Below are 20,479 nucleotides of genomic sequence, written 5' to 3'. Positions count from 1 at the left end.
CTCCGTCTTGTGTTGTCTTGCCTGACCTGAGGCTTACCACCATTTGCCCGGCTTGGCCACAAACCCGGCCGCGTTCTCAAGCGCGTAGGCTGTGTTCAGCAGATCGCCCTCTTCCCACGGGCGCCCGATCAGCTGCAGACCCAGCGGCAAACCTTGTTTGTCCAGACCAGCCGGCACCGAGACACCCGGCAGGCCGGCTAGGTTCACCGTCACGGTGAAGACGTCGTTCAGGTACATCTGAACCGGATCGGCCTCGGTCATCTCGCCCAAGCCAAACGACGCCGATGGCGTGGCCGGGGTCAGGATCGCGTCGACGCCTGCGGCGAAGACATCTTCGAAGTCTTTCTTGATCAGGGTCCGGACGCGGCGCGCGCGGTTGTAATAGGCGTCATAGAAACCCGCAGACAACACGTAGGTGCCGATCATGACACGGCGCTGCACCTCGTGGCCGAAGCCCTCGGCGCGGGTTTTTTCGTACATCTCGGTGATGCCGTCGCCCTGCGCCAGCTGCGCGCGGCGGCCATAGCGCACACCGTCATAACGCGCGAGGTTCGAAGACGCCTCGGCCGGGGCAATCACGTAATAGGCAGGCAGCGCGTATTTGGTGTGCGGCAGCGAGATATCGACGATCTCGGCACCTGCGGCTTTCAGCATCTCGGCGCCGTCGGCCCAGAGCTTTTCGATCTCGGCGGGCATGCCGTCCATGCGGTATTCCTTGGGGATACCGATCTTCTTGCCTTTGATGTCGCCGGTCAGCATCGCTTCGAAATTCGGTACGGCCAGTTCGGCGCTGGTGGAATCCTTGGGATCGTGACCGCACATGGTTTCCAGCATGATCGCCGCGTCGCGCACGTTCTTGGTCATCGGGCCTGCCTGATCCAGCGAGGACGCAAAAGCGACGACACCCCAGCGCGAGCAGCGCCCATAGGTCGGCTTGATACCGGTGATCCCGGTGAACGCGGCAGGCTGGCGGATCGAGCCGCCGGTGTCGGTGCCGGTGGCCGCCAGACACAGGTCAGCGGCCACAGCCGAAGCCGAGCCACCCGATGAACCGCCCGGCGTCAGCGGTGCGTCGTCATTGCCACGGCGCCACGGGCTGACCGCGTTGCCATAGACGGATGTTTCGTTGGACGAGCCCATGGCGAATTCGTCCATGTTCAGCTTGCCCAGCATCACGGCACCGGCATCGGCCAGTTGCTGCGACACGGTGGATTCGTATTCCGGCTTGAAGCCTTCCAGAATCTTCGAGGCCGCCTGCGAGGGCACGCCCTTGGTGCAGAACAGATCCTTGATGCCGATCGGCAGGCCGCACATCGACGGCGCATCGCCGCCCTTGATCCGCTCATCCGCAGCCTTGGCGCGTTCCAGCGCGATCTCGGGGGTCTTGTGTACGAATGCGTTCAGCGCGTCGGCTTCATCAATGGCCTTCAGGCAGGATTCGGTCAGCTCGACCGAGGTCACCTCACCCTTGCGCAGCGCGTCACGGGCCTCGGCCAAGCCCAGTTTGTTCAGATCGCTCATGTCTTACTCCACCACTTTGGGGACTGCGAAAAAGCCCTCGCGCGCGTCGGGGGCGTTGGCCAGAACCTTGTCCTGCTGGTTTCCGTCGGTGACCACGTCCTGACGACGCTTCAGGCGCATCGGCTCGACCGAGACCATCGGCTCGACGCCTTCGACATCCACTTCGTTCAGTTGCTCGATGAACCCGAGGATGGTGTTGAACTCGGACGCCAGCGCGGGCAGCGCGTCATCCTCGACCTTGATCCGGGCCAGTTTGGCCACCTTGGCGGCGGTGCTTTGGTCAATCGACATCGGAAAACCTCATATGCGTTAGGGGGCATTTACCTGTCTGGGGGCCGGGTCGCAAGACCGCCATCGGGTCGATCCGCCCCGTTTCCACCTGCGCATGGCAAGTGCCATTCAATTTTGCATATCCCCTATACGCAAAAGTAAACCGATTAGTTCATTTGGCGCATTGAAAAAGTGAACCGAACTGTTCATTTCGAATTGTATGGCACAGCCATCAATCGGAGAAAGACAATGAAAACATTCATGACTGCATTCGTACTGGCCACCACTGTTCTTGCTGCTCAGGCGCAGGCCTTTGGCCCCACCATGAACACCCTGACGCGCGACCTGACTTTCCCCGAGACTGCTTCGCAGCCCGTTTCGCGGGATCAGACCAAGCTGGGTAAATGATATCCCCCCTCGTTCCGGGTCGGGTATTCGACGTCCGGCCCGGAAAAGTGCAATTGACTGCTGCGCTTATTGCGTCCAACCGCTAGGGTGATCGAAGTGATCCACCGGACCGGACAGCAGGTTCGGTAAGCCAACGGAGCGGACGATGAGCGCGCGCAAACAAGCAGTTCTGGACGCAATTGATGCGGCCAACACCCAAGACCCCAACCTTGATGACGGCCAGCCGGTCGAGCTGCTGTACGGCCAGCGCATGAGCGCTGAGCTGGACCGGCTTTTCCCGGACGCTTCCGATGTGTTGCAGATTGCGGCTCGGGGTCAGCATGTCGAGCGCTGGAAACTGGCGCGCAGCGAATACCCCGAGGGCCGCGCCGGATATCTGGCCTGGCGCAAGGCGCAGGGCGTCCACCACGCCGAGGTTGTCATGGCGATGATGGAACAGGCCGGTTACGGCGCGGATGAGATTGAAGCCGCCGGGCGAATGTTGCGCAAACAGGGCATCAAGCGGGATGACGACGTGCAGGCGCTGGAAGATGTGATCTGTTTCGTGTTCCTGAAATGGTATTTTGGCCCCTTCGCGGCTAAACACTCAGCCGAGAAAATCCAGAGCATCGTTGAAAAGACCGCCCGCAAGATGTCGGCCGAGGGCCGGGCGCGGGTTCTGTCTGAATTTGACCTGCCCGAACATCTGGCTTCTGCGTTTGAAACCTGAGTGTCAGGTCTGAGACGCGCGGGCCATGTGCCTGCGATAGACCTCGATCATCCATCCCAGCATGGTGGCGTTCAGGATATGCCACATGAAATGCGTGCCCAGCGGAAGTTGCATGCAAAGGGGCTCGTCCAGCGCACGGAAGGTGATCGAGGCAATCAGGATTGCCGCGCCGATCGTAAGACCTCGGGCCGTGTCCGGCACACGTTTGCGCAGCAGAAACGCGTAGATCAGAATCAGCAAAGGCACCGGCGCGTAGCCAGCCGATCCGCCCAGACCCGGAATGAACTGGAACAGCGGGACCGTAGCTGCGGCATAAGGCACGAACAGAAGGGTGACGATCAGGGCATAGCCTGGCCGCATGTGCCAGACATCCCGATTGATGGCGAAGATATAGACCAGAATATACAGCAGAATCGGCGCGACATCGGCCATCGCGGCCCAGACCTGCGCATGGGTATGGAACAGGTAACTGCCCACTCCGATCACCGCGAGGATGATCACCAGCACCATCGCCAAGGGCAGCCCCTGCCCGCGCACACGCCGCCACATGACAAAAGCCGCGATCAGAAACGCCGCGTTTGTCACGGCGTTGATCGGCTCGGCCCAATAGGCGGGCGACAGGCGCTCGCAATAGCCGTCAATTTCCTGCAACCAGTCCATGAACTTTTACATAGCCGATGCTAAGTTGATGCCAACAGTTTGTTTTAGGAGGACGATTCATGAAGATCATTTGGCTGGGGCACGGCAGTTTCCGCATCGAAACCGGGGGGCAGGTTCTGCTGATCGACCCCTGGCTGACCGGCAACCCGGTGCTGTCCGAAGAACAGCACGACGCCGCATTGGACGGGGCAACGCACATCCTTCTGACCCACACCCATTTCGATCACGTGGCCGACGTGGTGTCGTTGGCCAAGCACCTGAAGGTTCCCGTAGTCGGCCAATACGATCTGATGGGCTATTGGAGCGAGGCCGAGGAGTTGGAAACCATCGGCTTCAACAAAGGCGGCACGGTGAACCTGAACGGGGTGATGGTGTCGATGGTGCCAGCCTCTCACAGCTCGACCTTTTCAACGCTCGAGGGGTTGCGGACGGGCGGCAGCGAGGTTGGCTTCATGATCGCATCGGAGGGACACATGCTCTACGTCTCAGGCGACACCGATATCATGGCGGACATGGAGTGGATGGGCGACTATTACAAACCCGACATTGGAATCCTGTCGGCGGGCGGGCATTTCACGATGGATATGAAAGCAACAGCTTACGCGGCAAAGCGGTATTTCAACTTCAAGACCGTGATTCCCTGCCACTACAAGACCTTCCCGATTCTCGAACAGTCCGCTCAGGTGCTGATTGATGGGTTGGCGGGGGTGGATGTGATCGAGCCCGAGGTAATGAAACCCATCACTCTCTAGGATCACGCCGCGCGGCAAAGAAGGTTTTCAACAGGTCGGCGGCCTCCTGCCCGGCGATGCCGTCATAAATCTCGGGGACATGGTGCGCCTGTTTGTGAGTAAACACCCGCGCGCCATGGGCCACACCGCCGGATTTCGGGTCGGCTGCGCCATAATAAATACGCCGGATACGCGCCGCCGCCAATGCCGCCGCGCACATCGCGCAGGGTTCCAGCGTTACATAGAGGTCATGGTCAGGCAACCGCTCGGACCCGGCCTCGGCGCAGGCGGCGCGCAAGGCCAGAATCTCGGCATGAGCGGTGGGGTCGCTCAACTCACGCGTCCGATTTCCAGCTGTGGCTACAACGCGACCGTCAGGCGCGACGACGACGGCGCCCACCGGAACCTCTCCGCGATCTGCGGCTGCGCGCGCTTCAACCAGCGCCTTGTCCATATGCGATCTGAACACCATGACCCCTGACTGCATCAGAAACCTGTCTTTCGCAAGGCGGCGGGATGCGCTATGGGCTGCGGATGACCAAAACCCCTCCTCCCGGCGACCGGATCGCCAAAGTGCTTGCCCGCGCGGGTGTTGCCTCGCGCCGTGAAGCCGAACGCATGATCGAAGCCGGTCGTGTGACCGTGAATGGCAAGGCCATCGACAGCCCTGCCCTGAACGTCACCGGCAAAGACAAGATCACTGTTGATGGCAAACCGGTGTCCGAGCCCGAACCCGCGCGCCTGTGGCTGTATCACAAGCCATCCGGCCTGGTGACGACGACGCGCGACGAAAAGGGCCGCCCGACCATCTTCGACAACCTGCCCGAAGACATGCCCCGCGTCATGAGCGTTGGGCGGTTGGACCTGAACTCGGAAGGACTTCTGCTGCTGACCAATGACGGCGGCATCAAACGAAAACTCGAACTGCCATCGACCGGATGGTTGCGGAAATACCGCGTGCGGGTGAACGGGCGGCCCAAGGACGAGGATTTTGCCCCACTGCGAAAAGGTCTTGTGATTGATGGCGAGCGGTTCCTGCCGATGGACGTTTCACTAGACCGCCAACAGGGCGCAAACGCCTGGCTGACCATCGGTCTGCGCGAAGGCAAGAACCGCGAAATTCGCCGCGCGATGGAGGATATCGGCTATGCCGTGAACCGCCTGCTGCGTGTGTCCTATGGACCATTCCAGTTGGGCAGCCTGAAACAAGGCGAGGTCGAGGAAATCCGCCGCCGCGTGATGCGGGACCAGTTGGGGCTGGACGCGGAACTTGAAGCAAAGCCGAAACGCCCCGCACGACCGCAACGAAAACGGGCGCCAATCGGCAAGAAAACTCGCAAGTGACGCGGGTTTGGCAACCTTCCCCCTAGCGCCAAGCCCTCGTATCGCCTAAATTTTCCGTGAGCGTTGCTTATGGGGGGCGTCATGTCAGGGACCGGAGTGCAAAAACTGGCCTATGCGGCCTTGTTGGTGCTGTTGTTCGGTGTCTGCACCGGCGTATTGGGGGGCCTTTAGCGCATGTCACAGCGGTATGGCGGAAAATTCAGCCCTCAAGGTGGTGGGTCCGACGACGACAAACCGCCGCGCGGGCAATTCCACGGCGCAAGGGTCGAACCGGCAGGCGCGCGGGTAAATATTCTGTTCTTGCCCGCCATACCACTGGTGTTTCTGTCGCTGAACGACGGAGCGATCGGGATGACGATCGGGCTGATCGCAGCAGGCCTGCTGACCGGCGCCGCCTTTCTTCTGCGCGAGGGCTTGCGCGCCGAGGCCGCCTTTGACGCGCGCCGCACCGCCCGCCGCCCGGCCTTTCCCCGCAAGATTTTCGCCAGTGTTCTGACCGGGCTGGGCACCGCGCTGGCCGCATATCGGTCCGAATATCTGGACGCCGAGACCGCCGCGCAGGCCAGTCTGGTGGCTCCGATCCTGTTTGGCGCGGTGGCCACGGTGCTGCATTCGGTGTCGTTCGGGCTGGACCCGATGAAAGACAAGGGCATGGAAGGGGTCGACACGTTTCAGCAGGACCGTGTGGCCCGAGTGGTCGAAGACGCCGAAACCCATCTGTCCGAGATGACCGATGCCATAAAACGCGCCGGCGACCGCCGGGTCGAAGCGCGGGTCGAACGGTTTCAGGACACTGCCCGCGATCTGTTCCGCACGGTCGAGGAAGACCCGCGCGATCTGGCCGGCGCCCGCAAATACCTGACCGTTTATCTGCAAGGTGCGCGCGACGCGACGGTGAAGTTTGCCGACGTCTTTGCCCGCACCCGGGATGCGCAGGCGCTGGCCGACTACACCGCCTTGCTGGACGATCTGGAACAGAATTTCGCGGCCCGCACCCGCAAGATGCTTTTGGATGACCGCAGTGATCTGACGGTTGAAATTGACGTGTTGCGCGAACGTCTGCAACGCGAAGGCGTCCGGTTGGACTGACCGGACAGTTATTTGAGAAAGGATTACCCCATGTCCGATGCGATCAAGAACAAGGCGGTCGAGGCCGAAACACTGGTTCAGGAAGTCACTGCCGTGGCCCTGCCCGAGCCTGTGGCTGAAGTTGTTTCGCTGGAGGAGGCCGACGAACCCGTAAGCGCCGAAATCCGCAAGCGGATGGATGAGATCGACATGGACAACACCAACTCGATCGTATCCTTCGGCTCATCCGCTCAGGCGGAACTGCAGGAAATCAGCCAGGCGATGCTGGCCGATGTGCGCAACAAGGATGTGGGTCCCGCCGGGGACAGCCTGCGCAACATCGTGACGACGATCCGTGGTTTCTCGGTCAGCGAACTGGACGTGCGCCGCGAGCGCAGCTGGTGGGAAAAACTGCTGGGCCGCGCCGCGCCTTTCGCCAAGTTCACCGCGCAATACGAAAACGTTCAGGGCCAGATCGACCGTATCACCGACGACCTGCTCGGCCATGAACACACGCTGTTGAAAGACATCAAGTCGCTGGACCTGCTCTATGAAAAGACGCTTGGGTTCTATGACGAACTGGCGCTTTACATCGCGGCGGGTGAGGAAAAGCTGACCGAGCTGGACAGCCACGACATCCCCGAAAAAGAGGCCGAAGTTCAGGCCGCGCCCGAGGACCAGCAGGTGATGAAAGCGCAGGAGCTGCGCGACATGCGCGCCGCGCGCGACGATCTGGAGCGCCGGGTCCATGACCTGAAACTGACGCGGCAGGTGACGATGCAGTCGCTGCCGTCGATCCGACTGGTGCAGGAGAACGACAAGTCGCTGGTGACCAAGATCAACTCGACTTTGGTCAACACCGTGCCTCTGTGGGAAACCCAACTGGCGCAGGCCGTTACCATTCAGCGCAGCGCCGAGGCCGCCGCCGCCGTGCGTGACGCCAATGACCTGACCAACGAATTGCTGACCTCGAACGCGGCGAACCTGCGCGAGTCCAACAAGATGATCCGCGAGGAAATGGAACGCGGCGTATTCGACATCGAAGCGGTCAAACAGGCCAATGCTGACCTGATCGGTACTATCAATGAAAGCCTTGCCATCGCGGACGAAGGCAAGGCCAAGCGCGCCGCTGCCGAACAGGAACTGCAGAAGATGGAGGCCGAACTACGCGACACGCTGGCCTCGGCAAAGGCGCGTCAGGACGGGATCGGCGACACTGCCGGAACGGCGGTTCCGGGCTGACGGCGGGTCGCGCGTGCGGGTATCGGGATATCTGAAGCCCCTTTTGGGTTTGGTATCGCTGTTGGTTTTGGCCAATTGCGATGAAACCCTGACGTCTTCGGTTGTCCCGCAACCGCGGCCAGAGACGCCCGCACCTGCGCCCAATGCCTATGTGCCGCCGTCCGCGGCAAGTCAGGATCTGGCGCGGTTCTATCAGCGGGTCGAACGCGATCTTTTGACCCGTGATTTGCTGCGAATAGACGGGGGTGGCCCCGACACGCCCTATGACGCCGACGATCTGGCCCGAAATTTCGAGGCCATCGCGTTCTATAGCGAATACCCCGACCACGCGGTGACCGCGTCTTCGCGCAAGACGGACGGGCAGCTCAGCCGGTGGACGGGGCCGGTGCGCGTGCAGACCGAATTCGCCCCATCGGTTGCCCCCGAGGTGCGCGAACAGGATGCCGCGCAGGTCGATGCCTTTACGGCGCGGCTGGCCAAACTGACTGACCACCCGATCTCGGTCGTCAATCGCAAGGCGAACTTCCACGTGTTCTTTGCGGGCAAAGATGACAGCAGCTATGTGGTCATGCGCCTCAAGCAATTGATCCCGAATATCGGTCAGGCCTCGCTGGATCTGGTTGCCAACCCGCGCGCCAATATCGATTGTTTCGTGTTTGCCTCGGCCACGAGCAATGCTCCGAACCGGTATGTGCGGGCGGTGACGCTGATCCGGACAGAATTGCCCGACCTGCTACGCCGCAGTTGCATCCACGAAGAGATCGCACAGGGCCTTGGCCTGTCCAATGACAGCCCTGCCGCGCGCCCTTCGATTTTCAACGACGATGATGAGTTTGCGCTGCTGACAAGCCATGACGAGAAACTACTGACGATGCTCTATGACCCGCGTCTGACACCCGGCACGACGGCCGAGGACGCCCGCCCTGTGGTGCGGATCATTGCGCGTGAACTGATGGGCCAGCAGCTCTGAGCCCAAGGAAAGGAGACCCCAATGGGTATTTTCGATTTTCTGACCGGAGAATTCATCGACGTCATTCACTGGGTCGACGACACGCGCGACACCATGGTCTGGCGGTTCGAACGTGAGGGACACGAGATCAAATACGGCGCTAAGCTGACCGTGCGCGAAGGCCAGGCGGCCGTGTTCGTGCATGAGGGGCAACTGGCGGATGTGTTCACGCCGGGTCTTTATATGCTTGAGACCAACAACATGCCGATCATGACAACCTTGCAGCATTGGGATCACGGCTTTCAGTCTCCGTTCAAGTCCGAGATCTATTTCGTCAACACAACCCGGTTCAATGACCTCAAATGGGGTACAAAGAACCCAATTATGCTGCGCGATCCCGAATTCGGGCCGACCCGCATCCGGGCCTTCGGCACTTATACAGTGCGCGTGAAGGATGCCGCAAAGTTCCTGATCGAAATCGTGGGCACCGATGGTGAATTCACCATGGACGAGATCAGCTTTCAGATTCGCAACATCATCGTGCAAGAATTCAGTCGCGTGATCGCCGGGTCGGGTATTCCAGTTCTGGACATGGCCGCCAACACCGCCGATCTGGGCAAGCTGATCGCGGCTGAGGTTTCGCCGGTGCTGGACAGCTACGGGCTGGAGATGCCTGAGTTCTACATCGAAAATATCTCGCTTCCGCCCGCGGTCGAGGCCGCGTTGGACAAGCGCACCTCGATGGGGCTGGCGGGTGATCTGGGCAAATTCACCCAGTATTCCGCAGCCGAGGCAATGACCGCCGCCGCCAACAACCCCGGTCAGGGTGGCGGCATGGGCGCGGGTCTTGGCATGGGCATGGGAATGGCCATGGCACAGCAGATGTCGAACATGGCAGCGGGTCAACCGAGTGGCCCATGGGGCAGTTCCGCCCCCGCTGCCCCGCAACCGGCAGCGCACGCGGCACCGCCGCCGCCTCCTCCGGTCGAGCATGTGTGGCACATCGCGGTGGATGGGCAAACCAGCGGGCCGTTCTCGAAAGCCAAGATGGGACGGATGGCGACGGACGGGGAAATTACCCGCGACACCCACGTCTGGACTGCCGGACAAGACGGCTGGAAAAAGGCCGGAGACGTGCAGGAACTGGCGCAGTTGTTCACCATTCTGCCACCGCCGCCGCCCGGCGCCTGACCTTTCACACGTCCGCGCAAGAATAAGGCCGCACGATGACCGAAGAACATCGATTTCCCTGCGAGCAATGCGGTGCAGATTACCGATTCAACCCCGGTGACGGCAGCCTGACCTGCGATCATTGCGGGCATTCCGAAGCTATCGGCGCCGGCCCCTGGGGCGGTGCCAGCCTGAAAGAGCTGGATTTCGTGGCCGCCATTGCGGACCGCCTGCCCGACAGCGAGATCGAGGAAACACGTGTTCTGTCCTGCCCAAACTGCGCGGCTCAGGTCGAGTTCGACCCCGCCACCCACGCCGCTGAATGCCCGTTCTGCGCAACGCCGGTGGTTACGGATACCGGTGTCAATCGGCATATAAAGCCGCGTGGGGTGTTACCCTTTGCCATAGATGAACGTTCAGCGCACAAGGCGATGGGGGACTGGCTGGGGCGGCTGTGGTTTGCGCCGAACGGGTTGCAGGAATACGCCCGCAAAGGTCGCAAGATGCAGGGTATTTACGTCCCATACTGGACGTTTGATGCGGATACGCAATCCAGCTATCGCGGCGAGCGTGGCACCGTCTACTATGAAACCCGAACCGTCATGCGCGACGGCAAGCGTGTGCAGCAGCAGGTGCCCAAGGTGCGGTGGTCTCCGAAATCCGGGCGGGTGAAGCGGTTCTTTGACGACGTGCTTGTGCTGGCCTCGCGGTCTTTGCCCAAAAGCTACACCGACGCGCTGGAGCCCTGGGACTTACCAGCGCTGGAGCCTTATCAGCCCGAGTATCTGGCTGGGTTTCGGGCCGAGGCCTACACCGTTGAATTACAGGAAGGCTACACCGAGGCGCGCGGGTATATGGCCCGGGTCATCGAAAGGGATGTGCGTTTCGACATCGGTGGCGACCGCCAGCGGATACACACGATCGATACGGATGTGCGGAACGTGACGTTCAAGCATATCCTGCTGCCGGTCTGGATGGCGGCCTACAAGTATCGCGGTCAGACATACCGCTTTGTCGTGAACGGCCGCACAGGTCGCGTTCAGGGTGAGCGCCCCTGGTCCGCTATCAAGATCACCGTCGCCGTCGTTCTGGGCCTGCTTGTGGCCGCCGGCGTCGGATATCTGATGGCAACTGGCCAACAAGGGTGAAATCGGACCGAAATCAGAAATTGTTAGCGCTTGAACTCCGCTCGATCAGACGCCATTCTGCGCCGCGTCAAAGCCGAGCGGGGAGGCCAGTGTGACACTATCCGATCTGACCCAATTGCTGACAGCGCGGCATTCCTGCCGGGCCTTTCTTCCCGACCGGGTCCCGAAGGAGCAGATCGAACAAATCCTGACCAGCGCCATGCTTGTGCCCAGTTGGTGCAACGCCCAGCCCTGGCACGTGATCCTCACCAGCGGCGAAGAAACCGATCACTTTCGCACGGCGCTGCAGACAGAGGCCATGACCGGCGCCCCTGCCCCCGATCTGCCCTTTCCGACCTCGTATTCAGGTGTCTACCAGAACCGCCGCCGGGCTTGCGGCTGGGCCTTGTATGAGGCGGTGGGCGTGGAGCGCGGCGATCGCGCGGCCTCGGCCCGGCAGATGATGGAGAATTTCGCGCTGTTCGGCGCGCCGCATTGCGCGATCATAACCAGCCCGAAGGAACTTGGGGCCTATGGCGCGCTGGATTGCGGCGGGTTCGTCACCGCGTTTTCACTGGCCGCACAGGCACTTGGCGTAGCCACGATCCCGCAGGCGGCGGTCGCCACGTACAGCCCGTTTCTGCGCCGCTATTTCGACATCCCGGACGACCGGATGATTTTATGCGCGATTTCCTTTGGCTATGCGGATAAAGATCACCCCGCCAATGGCTTTCGTACCGACCGCGCCGATCTGAGCGAGATTGTCGAATGGCTAGGGTAACAAACGCACCAGGCGGAGAGTAAATTTGCGCGCAGTCCTACAACGAGTTTCACGCGCCAGCGTATCGGTCGGCGGTCAAGTCATCGGCCAGACCGGACCGGGGCTGATGATCCTGGTCTGCGCAATGCAGGGCGATGATGAAACGAAGGCGGATCAACTGGCCGCCAAGGTCTCGAAACTGCGGATTTTCAAGGATGACGCCGGGAAAATGAACCGCTCGGTGAAAGATATCGAAGGCTCGGCGTTGGTGATCAGCCAGTTCACATTGGCCGCCGATACGTCGCGCGGCAACAGGCCCGGCTTTTCCGAAGCGGCGGCGCCGGATCTTGGCAAGCATCTTTATGAGGTGTTCGCCCAGCGCCTTGCGGCGCATGGCGTGCCGGTCGAAACCGGTGAGTTTGGGGCGGATATGGCAGTAGAACTGGTCAATGACGGGCCGGTCACGATTTGGGTGGAAAGCTGATGGACAGAAAAGAACAGGCAATTCGCATCTGGCAGGCTGGTGTCGATGCCGTGGGCGGCCACGCTGCGACCAGCAAAGTGCTGCACGATATCGCCGCACCCGATCAAATCCTGGCCGTGGGCAAACCCGCTGCCGCAATGGCCCGTGCCGCTTTGGAGCATTTTGGCCCACGCCCGACACTGGTTGTCACCAAGGACGACCACGGGCGCGACCTGCCGGATCATGTGACAGTGATCGAGGCCTCTCATCCGGTTCCCGACAGCCGCAGCCTTGAGGGCGGTCAGGCCCTGCGCGAAGCAGTCGAAGCCATGCAGCCCGGCTCGCATCTGCTGTTGCTGGTGTCCGGCGGGGCGTCTTCACTGGCCGAGGATTTGCTGCCGGGAAAAACGCTGTCCGATCTGGAGCAGTTGAACAAACAGCTACTGGCCGAGGGGCTGGACATAACGGCCATGAACGCCGAGCGCCGCAAGCTGTCGCGGATCAAAGGCGGCGGGCTTCTGTCTCATTTCCAAGGGAAAAAGGCGACCGTACTGGCGATCTCGGACGTGCCCGGGGATGACCTGAATGTTGTCGGCTCGGGGATCGGGGCACTGCCGGATAGCTATAGCTTTGAGGCGAGCACGCAGATCGTGGCCTCGAATGCTCATGCCCGCGCGGCCGCTGCGGATTTGGCGCGGGACGAAGGCCTGACAGTTCTCACCAACGAAGAATGTCTGCACGATGACTTTTTGAACATCGCCGAAGCGTTAGGTGCTCGACTCCGCGCCATGCCCAGCGGCGTCATGGTTTTCGGCGGAGAGCCGACGGTTGTCCTGCCTGAAAACCCGGGGCGCGGCGGGCGCAATCAGGGGTTGGCGCTGGCCCTTGCCCGCGAGATTGCGGGAACTGAAGGAATAACGGTGGTCGTCGGCGGAACCGATGGCACGGATGGCCCAACCGATGCGGCCGGCGCTATCATCGACGGCACCACCTGGGGCGAAGGTGCGGAACAAGCGTTGCAGCAGGCGGATAGCGGCAGCTTTCTGGATCGCGCGGGTGCATTGCTGGTGACGGGGCCGACGGGAACGAATGTTATGGATCTGCTTGTCGCAATCCGCGAATGATCTGACGATTTTGAGCCAACCTGATTTGAACTTCCCCCGGACAGTGTGCGAATGACGCCGCCTGCCAACGCGCTACGCACCATCGAAGAAAGCCCCGACGTCGGCATTGAAATGCCCGATTGCTGTCGCTTGTCTGCGCGCATCTGGCGACCGACGGATGCGGCGGACAACCCTGTCCCCGCTATTCTGGAGTTTCTGCCCTATCGCAAGCGTGACGGAACGACCGTGCGGGATGCGCTGACCCACCTTTGGTTTGCGGAACGGGGCTATGCTTGGATACGCGTCGACATGCGCGGCAATGGCGACAGCGAAGGGTTGATGGAGAACGAATACACCCGGCAAGAGCTGGACGATGCCGTCGCAACAATCCATTGGCTGGCGCAGCAACCCTGGTGTACCGGCATGATCGGGATGATGGGGATCAGCTGGGGTGGGTTCAACGCGCTGCAGGTGGCGACGCTGGCGACCGGCGGCTTGGGGGATGCCTATAAGAACACCGTTCCTTTGCTGGTTGAGCAACTGACAGCCCCAGTCAAAGGGATCGTGGGGCCTTGGGTGCACAAGTACCCTCATTTCGCAGTACCCGAACCAAGAATCGGATTCTTGCAAGAAGCTCTGCGCTGGTGGGATCACTGGCTGAAAGGCATTGATACCGGCGTCGACAAAGATCCCGCCTACCGCGCCTATCTGATGGATGGCGTGCGACCGCAGCGCCGGTACAATGAACGGTCGGGGCGCTGGATCGCCGAGGCCGAGGGGGCCACGTCTCATCTGCCCGCCCTGACACTGGGCCTGTCGGATGAGGGCCTTGGACTGGACGGCCCGCTGAACGTTCGCGTGCGGTCACCGCAGACCTGCGGCATGGAAAGCGGAGATTATTGCGCCATCTGGCTGGGTCCCGACATGCCCGGAGACCAGCGCGCCGATGATGCGCTTTCGGCCTGTTTCGATGGCGCACCGCTGGCTGAGAACATGGACATCGTCGGCGCGCCACGCATTCGCCTGCGCCTGAGTGCCGACCGCCGGCAGGCGCAGATTGCCGTTCGGCTGAATCATGTGCACCCGGACGGGGCCTCGACACGCATCACCTATGGCGTGCTGAACCTGACGCATCGCGACAGCCACGCCGAGCCAACACCACTGACGCCGGGCGCCGTTTATGACGTTTCGCTGGATCTGGATCACATCGCCTATCGCGTGCCCAAGGGGCACAGGCTGCGGGTCGCAATCTCCAGCGCCTATTCGCCGCTGATCTGGCCGTCGCCCGAGCATACCGAACTGCATCTGACGCAGGGCGACATTACCATACCGCAACGCCCATCCGGTGGCGACGAATACACGTTTCCACCGCCCGAGTCGGCCCCGGCTCTGGGTCAGACGTCGCTACGCGCGCCGAATAATTCGCGGCGGGTGGAAACGGACATGAACTCGGGCGAAACCCACCTGATCATCAAGGATGACTTTGGCCTGGTTACCAATAACGACCACGGCCAAATCCACGGCGGAATGGCGCATGAACGCTGGACGATCCACCCGGATGATCCCTTCTCGGCTCGGGGACATTGCAAATGGACGCAAGAAATCAGCCGGAACGGTATCGACCTGCGCACTGAAACCTCATGCGAGATGTGGGCGGATCAGAATTCCTTTTTCCTCAGGGCTCGTAAGGATGCCTTTGAGGGCGACAAACTGGTATCAACCAAGCGACTGGAGGATGCCATACCGCGTGATCAAATGTGATGCTGGACGCTCAAGTGTCAGACATTTGTTCTTGCCCGTCCGACCGAATTCCGCCTACTTTGACTCACGCGTCAATAAAAAGCCCAAAAGGGCAACAATCCAATCAACCGGGAGACCATGATGAACGAACAAATCACTCACATGACCAAACAGGTCACAGCCGGCAAGCTCACCCGCCGCGAATTCATGGGGAAAGCTGCGGCTTTGGGTGTTTCTGCGGCCATGGCCAGCACCATGTTTGCAGATGCCGCACGCGCGGCTGGCCCGAAAAAGGGCGGCGACCTGAAGATCGGCTCGGTCGGTGGCGAATCGACGAACTCTCTGGACCCGGCGACCTACGCCAGCCAAGTGCCTGCTCTCAACGGTCGCCAATTTGGTGACACTCTGGTGGTCGTAGCGCCGGACGGCTCGATTGAATCACGTCTGGCCGAAAGCGTGGAAGCCAGCGCTGACGCCAAGGTGTGGAACTTTAAAATCCGCCCTGGTGTCGAATTCCACAACGGCAAGACACTGACCAGCGAAGATGTGCTGAAAACCATGCAGCGCCATTCGGACGAGAACTCGAAATCCGGTGCCCTGGGCATCATGAAAGAGATCGAGTCGATGAAGACAGACGGCGACGTGTTCTCAGTCACGTTGAACAGCCCGAATGCTGATTTGCCTTACCTCATGGCAGACTATCACCTGATCATTCAGCCGGACGGTGGCCTCGATAATCCGGGCGCGGGGATCGGCACAGGGCCATACAAGATGGAAGTAAACGAGCCGGGTGTGCGTCACGTTTACACGAAATTCGACAATTACTGGGCGGATGACGGCCATTTTGACAGTGTCGAAATTATTGCCATCAACGATGCAACCGCACGTACCGCGGCGCTTCAGTCCGGTCAGGTTCACCTTATCAACCGGGTTGAGCCCAAGGTGGCCAATCTTCTGGGCCGCGCGCCGGGTCTGAGCGTACAGCCTACGACGGGTCGCGGGCATTACGTATTCATCATGCATTCGGATACCGCCCCGTTCGACAATCTCGATCTGCGGCTGGCTCTGAAATATGCGATCAACCGCGAAGAGCTGGTTGAAAAGATCCTGCAGGGTTATGGGTCTGTTGGCAACGACATGCCGATCAATGCGGCCTATCCGCTGTTTGACGATACAATCCCTCAGCGCCCGTTTGATCTTGAAAAGGCAGCCGAGCACTACAAGAAGTCCGGCCACGACGGATCACCGATCGTTCTGCGTACCTCGGATGTTGCATTCCCGGGTGCGGTGGACGCTGCGGCGCTCTTCCAGCAAACGGCAAATCAGGCCGGTATCCCACTTGTCATCGAACGTGTCCCGGGTGATGGCTACTGGTCCGAGGTCTGGAATGTCCAACCGTTCTGCGCCTCTTACTGGACGGGCCGTCCGGTACAGGATCAGATGTACACCACCGCGTACCTCTCGACCGCCGACTGGAACGACACACGTTGGAAACGGCCCGAGTTCGACGATATGCTGAATCAGGCAAAAGGAGAGCTCGACACCGCCAAGCGGAAAGAGATCTACTCTCAGATGGGTCGGCTGCTTAACGAAGAAGGCGGCCTGATTTGCCCGATGTTCAACCAGTTCATTGACGGTGTCAGCGACCAACTGGCTGGTTGGGAGCCGGATCCGTATGATGAACTGATGGGTGGCCAGGCCTCACGCAAAATGTGGTTCGCCTGATACGGGCTCAGGACAATGCATCCCGTCATCAAACTGGTTTCCCAGCGCCTTGCGCTGGGAATCCTCTTGCTCTTTGGTGCATCGGCTCTGATTTTCGGCCTCACCGAAGCTCTTCCCGGGGACGCTGCCCAAGCTGTCCTTGGTCAATCCGCAACCCCCGAATCTTTGGCCAACCTGCGCGAAGAGATGGGCCTCAACCGCCCTGCCCTGACCCGTTACTTCGAGTGGCTGGGCGGCATTCTTCAGGGTGATCTGGGTCAGTCCCTGACTAACAAACTCGATATCGCGGAAAGCATTGGAAAACGGCTGGGGAACACGCTGTTTCTGGCCTGTGTTGCAGCCATCGTATCGGTTCCACTTGCCATCTTTCTGGGTTTGCTGGCCGTCCGGTACCGCGACCGCTGGCCGGATAAACTAATCTCCGCTGTCACGCTTACAACTGTTTCGATCCCCGAATTCCTGATCGGCTACCTGGTGATCTACTTCATCTCGGTGAAACTGGGCTGGTTTTCTTCGCTCGCTATGATCAATGATTCAATGTCTTTCGGGGAAAAGCTCTATACCATCGCCCTGCCTGCCTTCGTGCTGACGCTGGTAGTTTTGGCGCAGATGATGCGGATGACCCGCGCCGCGATCCTGAACCTGATGCAATCGGCCTATATCGAAACGGCCGAGCTGAAGGGCCTGTCGAACTTTCAGGTCATTGCACGCCATGCGTTTCCCAACGCAATCTCGCCCATCGTAAACGTCGTGATGCTGAACCTGGCCTATCTGGTCGTCGGCGTCGTCGTTGTCGAGGTAGTGTTCGTGTACCCCGGTATGGGGCAGTATCTGGTGGACTCGGTGACCAAACGTGACGTGCCGGTCGTTCTGGCCTGCGGAGTCGTCTTTGCCGCCGTCTATATTGGGCTGAACATGGTGGCCGATATTGTGTCGATCCTCGCCAACCCAAGACTGAGGCATCCGAAATGATGAAGAATGTTCCTATTTCGGCTATGATCGGTCTGTTTTTCACCGGGCTGTACTTTTTCATAGCCTTCGCAGCCCCCCTGATCGCCCCCTACGGCATGGCCGAAGTGGTCGGAGATGTGTGGGAACCCTCAAGCGCCGAGCATCTGCTGGGCACCGACAACATCGGGCGCGATCTGTTGACCCGCATGATCTACGGTGGCCGTACGACCATATTTATCGCCGCGGCAGCCACGATCCTCAGCTTTGTCACCGGCACCTCTCTGGGTCTGCTGGCGGCCGTGCTGGGCGGATGGGCCGATCAGGTGCTCAGCCGGGCAGTTGATCTGGTCATGTCGATCCCGACACTGATCCTGGCGCTGGTTATTCTGGCAATCGTTCCGGTGACCGTTCCGATCCTGATCCTTGTTATGGGCCTGCTGGACGCCACGCGGCCCTATCGCCTGTCGCGGTCGGTGGCCGTGGACATCAACGTGATGGACTATGTCGAGGCCGCCAAGTTGCGCGGTGAAGGCCGGGGCTGGATCATCTTCCGGGAAATCCTGCCCAATGCCTTGTCGCCTCTGGTGGCTGAGTTCGGGCTGCGGTTCATCTTCATGGTTCTGTTCATCTCGACCCTGTCGTTCCTGGGTCTGGGCGTTCAGCCGCCGCTGGCGGACTGGGGTGGCATCGTGAAGGAAAACAAGGACGGTATCGTCTATGGCATCGGCGCGGCGTTGTACCCCGCTGTGGCCATCGCGACGCTGGCCATCTCGGTCAATCTCGTGGCTGACTGGGTCCTGAACCGCACCACATCGCTGAAAGGAGGCCGGGGATGAGTGATACCCTTCTCAAGGTCCGCGACCTCAAGATCGGCGCGACCGTCTATCCGCCGGGCGAAAAGCCCCATGACATCGAAATCGTGCACGGGGTCAGCTTTGACCTCGAACGCGGCAAGGTGCTCGGTCTGATCGGCGAATCCGGTGCCGGTAAATCCACCATCGGTCTGGCCTCGATGGCCTATGGCCGGGGTGGCGTGAAAATCACCGGCGGCGAGGTCTGGGTCAACGGACGCGATATCCTCAAGACGTCTCATGGGGATATCCGCAAGCTGCGCGGGGGTGAGGTCACCTATGTGTCCCAATCCGCCGCCGCCTCGTTTAACCCGGCCAAGAAGATCATGGATCAGGTGGTCGAAGCCGCAGTCGAACAGAAGAAATTCACCCGCAAAGAGGCCGAAGCCCGCGCGCGTGAACTGTTCGCCAAGCTGGGTCTGCCCGACCCGGACAATATCGGCAGCCGCTACCCGCACCAGGTTTCCGGCGGTCAGCTGCAGCGTTGCATGACAGCGCTGGCGCTGTGCCCCGAGCCTGATCTGGTGGTGTTTGACGAACCCACCACGGCCTTGGACGTGACCACTCAGATCGATGTTCTGATGGCCATCAAGGAAGCCATCGCAGCGACTGGCGTTGCCGCGCTCTACATCACCCACGACCTGGCGGTTGTGGCGCAGGTGAGCGACGACATCATGGTGCTGCGGATGGGGAACACGGTCGAATACGGCAACACCGATCAGATCATCAACAACCCGCAGGAAGACTATACCAAAGCTCTGGTCTCGGTGCGGTCGATCGAGCACGAAGAGAAGAAACCCACGCCCGAACCGGTGCTGAGCGTTGACGGCATCACCGCGCGCTACAAGGGTCTGAACTTCGACGTGCTGCACAACGTCAATGTCGAGCTTCATCCAGGCCAGACGCTGGCGGTTGTGGGTGAATCCGGTTCGGGCAAGTCGACGCTGGCCCGTGTGATCACCGGCCTGCTGCCGCCGCGTGATGGTGAGATCACCTTTAACGGGCGCAAGCTGAGCCCCGATCTGAAGGGACGGTCGCTGGAAGACCTGCGTGAGCTGCAAATGATCTATCAGATGGCTGATACGGCGATGAACCCGCGTCAGACCGTTGGTACGATCATCGGTCGCCCGTTGGAGTTCTACTTCAACATGCGCGGTGCCGAAAAGCGCAAGCGGATCGTCGAATTGCTGGATGAGATCGAACTGGGCGAAAAGTTCATCGATCGCTATCCGGCGGAACTGTCGGGCGGTCAGAAACAGCGTGTCTGCATCGCACGCTCGCTGGCGGCCAAGCCCAAGATGATCATCTGCGACGAGGTCACCTCGGCGCTGGATCCGCTGGTGGCTGACGGCATTCTGAAACTGCTGCTGGATCTGCAGCAGATCGAGGATGTGGCCTATCTGTTCATCACCCACGATCTGGCGACGGTCCGCGCAATCAGCGACAGCATCGCGGTGATGTATCAGGGACGTGTGGCGCGGTATGGGTCAAAGAGCGAGGTGCTGAGCCCGCCGTTCGACGACTATACCGACTTGCTGCTCAGCTCGGTGCCCGAGATGCATCTGGGCTGGCTGGAAGAGGTGGTCGCCCACCGTAAAATGGAGAGCGCCGGGAACTGATCCCCGTCCCCATAAAAGCTTCGAAATCCCGGCATGTGTCACAAACAGGTGTCGGGATTTTGCTATTC

General features: G+C 60.6%; 21 protein-coding genes. 17 read left to right on the top strand and 4 right to left on the bottom strand.

The features are described 5' to 3' along the window. Nucleotides 1–33: 33 nt before the first annotated feature. Both gatA and gatC read right to left on the bottom strand, forming a co-directional pair. On the bottom strand, nucleotides 34–1,521 hold the full coding sequence (gene gatA / locus ACOQFT_RS17955) for an Asp-tRNA(Asn)/Glu-tRNA(Gln) amidotransferase subunit GatA (protein WP_421599245.1): 1,488 nt from the start codon (nucleotides 1,519–1,521) through the stop codon (nucleotides 34–36). Nucleotides 1,522–1,524: 3 nt separating this feature from the next. Beyond that, nucleotides 1,525–1,812, bottom strand: a complete 288-nt coding sequence (gatC, locus tag ACOQFT_RS17950; protein WP_068335936.1) for an Asp-tRNA(Asn)/Glu-tRNA(Gln) amidotransferase subunit GatC — start codon at nucleotides 1,810–1,812, stop codon at nucleotides 1,525–1,527. Between the two features lie 240 nt (nucleotides 1,813–2,052). Here gatC and ACOQFT_RS17945 point away from each other — a divergent pair, with 240 nt between their 5' ends. Both ACOQFT_RS17945 and ACOQFT_RS17940 read left to right on the top strand, forming a co-directional pair. Beyond that, on the top strand, nucleotides 2,053–2,199 hold the full coding sequence (locus ACOQFT_RS17945; protein WP_421599244.1) for a hypothetical protein: 147 nt from the start codon (nucleotides 2,053–2,055) through the stop codon (nucleotides 2,197–2,199). Between the two features lie 145 nt (nucleotides 2,200–2,344). Beyond that, nucleotides 2,345–2,908, top strand: a complete 564-nt coding sequence (locus tag ACOQFT_RS17940; RefSeq protein WP_421599243.1) for a DUF4202 domain-containing protein — start codon at nucleotides 2,345–2,347, stop codon at nucleotides 2,906–2,908. A gap of 3 nt (nucleotides 2,909–2,911) precedes the next feature. Here ACOQFT_RS17940 and ACOQFT_RS17935 read toward each other — a convergent pair whose 3' ends face one another. Then, nucleotides 2,912–3,568, bottom strand: coding sequence for a ceramidase domain-containing protein (locus tag ACOQFT_RS17935; protein ID WP_421599242.1), 657 nt, complete (start codon nucleotides 3,566–3,568; stop codon nucleotides 2,912–2,914). A gap of 59 nt (nucleotides 3,569–3,627) precedes the next feature. On the opposite strand from ACOQFT_RS17935, the gene ACOQFT_RS17930 reads away from it, so the two are divergent. After that, nucleotides 3,628–4,320, top strand: a complete 693-nt coding sequence (locus ACOQFT_RS17930; protein ID WP_421599241.1) for a metal-dependent hydrolase — start codon at nucleotides 3,628–3,630, stop codon at nucleotides 4,318–4,320. Here the strand turns inward: ACOQFT_RS17930 and ACOQFT_RS17925 are convergent. After that, nucleotides 4,310–4,771, bottom strand: a complete 462-nt coding sequence (locus ACOQFT_RS17925; protein WP_421599240.1) for a nucleoside deaminase — start codon at nucleotides 4,769–4,771, stop codon at nucleotides 4,310–4,312. The two genes, ACOQFT_RS17930 and ACOQFT_RS17925, sit on opposite strands and share 11 nt — an antisense overlap. A 62-nt stretch (nucleotides 4,772–4,833) precedes the next feature. On the opposite strand from ACOQFT_RS17925, the gene ACOQFT_RS17920 reads away from it, so the two are divergent. From ACOQFT_RS17920 to ACOQFT_RS17855, 14 genes are all read left to right on the top strand, one after another. Further along, entirely contained in the window at nucleotides 4,834–5,643 is an 810-nt protein-coding gene (locus tag ACOQFT_RS17920) for a pseudouridine synthase (RefSeq protein WP_421599239.1), read from the top strand. Nucleotides 5,644–5,817: 174 nt separating this feature from the next. Then, nucleotides 5,818–6,732, top strand: coding sequence for a 5-bromo-4-chloroindolyl phosphate hydrolysis family protein (locus ACOQFT_RS17915; RefSeq protein ID WP_421599238.1), 915 nt, complete (start codon nucleotides 5,818–5,820; stop codon nucleotides 6,730–6,732). Nucleotides 6,733–6,762: 30 nt separating this feature from the next. After that, nucleotides 6,763–7,953, top strand: a complete 1,191-nt coding sequence (locus tag ACOQFT_RS17910; RefSeq protein ID WP_421599237.1) for a toxic anion resistance protein — start codon at nucleotides 6,763–6,765, stop codon at nucleotides 7,951–7,953. 13 nt (nucleotides 7,954–7,966) lie between these two features. Then, nucleotides 7,967–8,923, top strand: a complete 957-nt coding sequence (locus tag ACOQFT_RS17905; protein WP_421599236.1) for a DUF2927 domain-containing protein — start codon at nucleotides 7,967–7,969, stop codon at nucleotides 8,921–8,923. A 21-nt stretch (nucleotides 8,924–8,944) separates the two neighbouring features. Beyond that, nucleotides 8,945–10,093 (top strand): SPFH domain-containing protein, encoded by a 1,149-nt coding sequence (locus ACOQFT_RS17900; protein ID WP_421599235.1) that lies wholly within the window; start codon nucleotides 8,945–8,947, stop codon nucleotides 10,091–10,093. Nucleotides 10,094–10,128: 35 nt separating this feature from the next. After that, nucleotides 10,129–11,220 (top strand): TFIIB-type zinc finger domain-containing protein, encoded by a 1,092-nt coding sequence (locus ACOQFT_RS17895; protein ID WP_421599234.1) that lies wholly within the window; start codon nucleotides 10,129–10,131, stop codon nucleotides 11,218–11,220. Between the two features lie 91 nt (nucleotides 11,221–11,311). Next, nucleotides 11,312–11,980, top strand: a complete 669-nt coding sequence (locus ACOQFT_RS17890) for a nitroreductase (protein ID WP_421599233.1) — start codon at nucleotides 11,312–11,314, stop codon at nucleotides 11,978–11,980. Nucleotides 11,981–12,005: 25 nt separating this feature from the next. Continuing rightward, complete coding sequence (dtd, locus tag ACOQFT_RS17885) at nucleotides 12,006–12,443, top strand: D-aminoacyl-tRNA deacylase (RefSeq protein WP_421599232.1); 438 nt, start codon at nucleotides 12,006–12,008, stop codon at nucleotides 12,441–12,443. After that, complete coding sequence (locus ACOQFT_RS17880; RefSeq protein ID WP_421599231.1) at nucleotides 12,443–13,546, top strand: glycerate kinase type-2 family protein; 1,104 nt, start codon at nucleotides 12,443–12,445, stop codon at nucleotides 13,544–13,546. The genes dtd and ACOQFT_RS17880 overlap by 1 nt, the downstream gene beginning before the upstream one ends. A gap of 51 nt (nucleotides 13,547–13,597) precedes the next feature. Beyond that, nucleotides 13,598–15,286, top strand: coding sequence for a CocE/NonD family hydrolase (locus tag ACOQFT_RS17875; protein WP_421599230.1), 1,689 nt, complete (start codon nucleotides 13,598–13,600; stop codon nucleotides 15,284–15,286). 120 nt (nucleotides 15,287–15,406) lie between these two features. Next, entirely contained in the window at nucleotides 15,407–16,990 is a 1,584-nt protein-coding gene (locus ACOQFT_RS17870; RefSeq protein WP_170440973.1) for an ABC transporter substrate-binding protein, read from the top strand. Nucleotides 16,991–17,005: 15 nt separating this feature from the next. Further along, complete coding sequence (locus ACOQFT_RS17865; RefSeq protein WP_421599229.1) at nucleotides 17,006–17,962, top strand: ABC transporter permease; 957 nt, start codon at nucleotides 17,006–17,008, stop codon at nucleotides 17,960–17,962. Beyond that, a complete protein-coding gene (locus ACOQFT_RS17860; protein ID WP_170326022.1) occupies nucleotides 17,962–18,777 on the top strand; it encodes an ABC transporter permease in 816 nt (271 codons plus the stop codon). The genes ACOQFT_RS17865 and ACOQFT_RS17860 overlap by 1 nt, the downstream gene beginning before the upstream one ends. After that, on the top strand, nucleotides 18,774–20,411 hold the full coding sequence (locus ACOQFT_RS17855) for an ABC transporter ATP-binding protein (RefSeq protein ID WP_421599228.1): 1,638 nt from the start codon (nucleotides 18,774–18,776) through the stop codon (nucleotides 20,409–20,411). Before ACOQFT_RS17860 ends, ACOQFT_RS17855 begins: the two co-directional genes overlap by 4 nt. Nucleotides 20,412–20,479: the final 68 nt, after the last annotated feature.

The organism is Ruegeria sp. MALMAid1280, from assembly GCF_049195285.1.
Classification (GTDB): Bacteria; Pseudomonadota; Alphaproteobacteria; order Rhodobacterales; family Rhodobacteraceae; genus Ruegeria.
This window is presented reverse-complemented; position numbering and strand designations above follow the sequence as displayed.

Excerpts from the sequence above, each read along its gene's own strand:
- ACOQFT_RS17920 (WP_421599239.1), top strand. The coding sequence starts at position 4,834 with ATGACCAAAACCCCTCCTCCCGGCGACCGGATCGCCAAAGTGCTTGCC.
- ACOQFT_RS17945 (WP_421599244.1), top strand. The coding sequence starts at position 2,053 with ATGACTGCATTCGTACTGGCCACCACTGTTCTTGCTGCTCAGGCGCAG.
- ACOQFT_RS17880 (WP_421599231.1), top strand. The coding sequence starts at position 12,443 with ATGGACAGAAAAGAACAGGCAATTCGCATCTGGCAGGCTGGTGTCGAT.
- ACOQFT_RS17875 (WP_421599230.1), top strand. The coding sequence starts at position 13,598 with ATGACGCCGCCTGCCAACGCGCTACGCACCATCGAAGAAAGCCCCGAC.
- gatC (WP_068335936.1), bottom strand. The coding sequence starts at position 1,812 with ATGTCGATTGACCAAAGCACCGCCGCCAAGGTGGCCAAACTGGCCCGG.
- ACOQFT_RS17935 (WP_421599242.1), bottom strand. The coding sequence starts at position 3,568 with ATGGACTGGTTGCAGGAAATTGACGGCTATTGCGAGCGCCTGTCGCCC.
- ACOQFT_RS17855 (WP_421599228.1), top strand. The coding sequence starts at position 18,774 with ATGAGTGATACCCTTCTCAAGGTCCGCGACCTCAAGATCGGCGCGACC.
- gatA (WP_421599245.1), bottom strand. The coding sequence starts at position 1,521 with ATGAGCGATCTGAACAAACTGGGCTTGGCCGAGGCCCGTGACGCGCTG.
- ACOQFT_RS17870 (WP_170440973.1), top strand. The coding sequence starts at position 15,407 with ATGAACGAACAAATCACTCACATGACCAAACAGGTCACAGCCGGCAAG.
- ACOQFT_RS17860 (WP_170326022.1), top strand. The coding sequence starts at position 17,962 with ATGAAGAATGTTCCTATTTCGGCTATGATCGGTCTGTTTTTCACCGGG.
- ACOQFT_RS17895 (WP_421599234.1), top strand. The coding sequence starts at position 10,129 with ATGACCGAAGAACATCGATTTCCCTGCGAGCAATGCGGTGCAGATTAC.
- ACOQFT_RS17865 (WP_421599229.1), top strand. The coding sequence starts at position 17,006 with ATGCATCCCGTCATCAAACTGGTTTCCCAGCGCCTTGCGCTGGGAATC.
- ACOQFT_RS17925 (WP_421599240.1), bottom strand. The coding sequence starts at position 4,771 with ATGGTGTTCAGATCGCATATGGACAAGGCGCTGGTTGAAGCGCGCGCA.
- ACOQFT_RS17940 (WP_421599243.1), top strand. The coding sequence starts at position 2,345 with ATGAGCGCGCGCAAACAAGCAGTTCTGGACGCAATTGATGCGGCCAAC.
- ACOQFT_RS17900 (WP_421599235.1), top strand. The coding sequence starts at position 8,945 with ATGGGTATTTTCGATTTTCTGACCGGAGAATTCATCGACGTCATTCAC.
- ACOQFT_RS17910 (WP_421599237.1), top strand. The coding sequence starts at position 6,763 with ATGTCCGATGCGATCAAGAACAAGGCGGTCGAGGCCGAAACACTGGTT.
- ACOQFT_RS17930 (WP_421599241.1), top strand. The coding sequence starts at position 3,628 with ATGAAGATCATTTGGCTGGGGCACGGCAGTTTCCGCATCGAAACCGGG.
- ACOQFT_RS17915 (WP_421599238.1), top strand. The coding sequence starts at position 5,818 with ATGTCACAGCGGTATGGCGGAAAATTCAGCCCTCAAGGTGGTGGGTCC.